We start from the raw sequence: 2074 nt of genomic DNA, 5'->3' as shown, positions 1-2074 counted from the left end.
CGATTTTGGGGTCGAGGCGTTGCCTTCGGGAACGATCCTTCATCGGTTCCATGAGACGGCAAGAGATGCCAATGTCTTTAATCCATGCAAGGGAAAGCCAACGCGGTTTGCGCCCTTGTTTGATTCTGCCACCAGCGCTTGCATTCCGACGATCTATCTCGGAGAGACCTATGAGGCGGCGGCTTTTGAGAGTGTCTTCCGCGACCTGCCCCCATTGCCGAACCCTCGCAACGTTAGGGCTTCTGATTTAGCCAGCCGAAGCCACGCAACGGTCAAGTTGTCGCGAAAACTTCAACTTGCGCCGTTTTTTACCCAAAATCTGAATATGATCGGCCAAACGCGCTCGTCGATGATTGAGAGTGATGCCACAACCTATGCTCAAACCGTGCTTTGGGCCGCTGCCGTTCATGCCTCGTTTCCTAAGGTGGATGGCATTATCTGGACCTCACGCCAACATGACAGAGATCGTGCGTGTGCCCTGTTCGGCGACCGCGTTTCCGAGAAAGACCTAAAGCCGATGTCGTCAGAACCTATCGATATCGGTCCCGGTCGTGTCCGCATTGGACAATGCGCGATCGCCTACAAGGTGACCATCATACCTTAATCTGTCCAAGGAACCCTTTTCGGACTATTGGGCGCGGCCCTGCGCTACGCTACGCTCCAGGCCGGGCTCTATGCGCGGCGCTCACCAAGCCCCTGACGGGTCTCGGCCCTCTGGGTGACGATCCCGCGCGCAATGCATGTGCCGTTGCATCATTCAGAAAGGCTCAATCTGCCCCGCAGCAGGCTGGCCAGATCTCGGCGATCACGAATCGCACCGTGCTGGTCTCAAATCCTGCGTCTCGAAGCCAAGCGCCTCGATGACGTGGTAAGCCGCGCCGCAACGCTTTTCTGAGCCGCGCCTGCGCACCAGCGCGCGGGCCAGGAAGCGATCGGCTGCGGCGTCGTCAGGGACAATGCGGCGAATGGTACGGCCTTGCGTCCCAGTCCGACCGAACGTCACGCTCACCACGCACTCTCCGAACAGATCCCGCTCAATGCGGCAGACCCAAGACCGGTTTACATTCCGCTCGGGGTTTACCGCTCGCAGCGCGACGAAACGATCCTGCATTCTCTCGATCCCCTCACGGATCTTTCGATGCAGCAAAGTCGCACGTTGAGCCCCAACCGCACATCACAAATCGAGGATTGCTTCGGTCGGCGCGGCTCGCGGTGGCCGCGTCGCCATAGCAGGGCCGGCTTGCCTTCGGCGGTCGAGCTCTCGCCGGTCGTCCTTTTCCGATCTCTCGGCCAATGTGCGTCCACGATCAGCATCGCCAGCGGGGCTCGCGGTGCCGGTCTGGCCTGCCTCCTTCCACCGACGCTGGCGGCAGGCAAGGTCGCGGGCGGGACCCATCGGGCCGACTGGCCAAACCCGGTCGCGCCGACAGGGGGGCCGCGCTGCACCCTGGTCTTCTGGGCTCCACCCAACCTCACTCCTAGACCGAACGCACCGCGAGACGGACAGCCGCGGTTCCTGACCTCTCGGGAAGAGTGCTGCGGTCTAGACCGGCCCGTCGCTGGCGCTCCAACCCCCGCTTTGCCGTCCAGGCGCTACGCGCCCGCTTTGACGGGCAAAGCGCCTGCGGTTCGAACGGCACCGGGTCGCTGCGCTCCCGCACCATTGCCGTTCTCAGGGGTTTCCGCACGCTCTCGGCCGGTCGCAACGACCGCACCCCGAGAGGTTAGAACCGGCGCCGCCGGCTCACCTCCGAAGGTTTTGAGGAGTGAAAACAATGGCTGGATCGAAGAACAAGGTGAACCTGCTCGGCCACGTTGCAGATTCCGGGGCCATCCCGCCACTTGTTCCGAAATGATGCCGCCACCCGTTCCGGGATCATGCCGCCAGTGATTCCGATTTGATCCCGCCATGTAGGTGCGAGGATCGGGTGCTTCTTCGGCGCTAAAGCTCACCCTTTTGGGATGAGCGATGCCGACGGAGAGGATAGCGATGCGCCGAGTGCGCGAGATGCTGAAGTTGCGATTGGACGTAGGGCTGTCGCTTCAGGAGGTGGCATTCCGGTCTGGCATAGCG

At 61.7% G+C, this 2074-nt stretch carries 2 protein-coding genes; one reads left to right on the top strand and one right to left on the bottom strand.

All coding sequences use genetic code 11. The features are described from left to right. On the top strand, positions 1 to 604 hold a 604-nt coding region (locus tag ASILVAE211_RS25725), incomplete at its 5' end, for an RES domain-containing protein (RefSeq protein ID WP_227324203.1). Positions 605 to 805: 201 nt separating this feature from the next. On the opposite strand, the gene ASILVAE211_RS25720 is transcribed toward ASILVAE211_RS25725, so the two are convergent. Next, positions 806 to 1111 carry a WGR domain-containing protein gene (locus tag ASILVAE211_RS25720; protein ID WP_227324202.1) on the bottom strand — a complete coding sequence of 102 codons (306 nt, stop codon included), beginning with the start codon at positions 1109 to 1111 and terminating at the stop codon, positions 806 to 808. Positions 1112 to 2074 lie beyond the last annotated feature (963 nt).

This window comes from Acidisoma silvae, assembly GCF_020618775.1.
GTDB lineage: Bacteria > Pseudomonadota > Alphaproteobacteria > Acetobacterales > Acetobacteraceae > Acidisoma > Acidisoma silvae.
This window is presented reverse-complemented; position numbering and strand designations above follow the sequence as displayed.

What these genes read in the sequence shown, in the direction of transcription:
- ASILVAE211_RS25720 (WP_227324202.1), bottom strand. Translation starts at nt 1,111, where the DNA reads ATGCAGGATCGTTTCGTCGCGCTGCGAGCGGTAAACCCCGAGCGGAAT.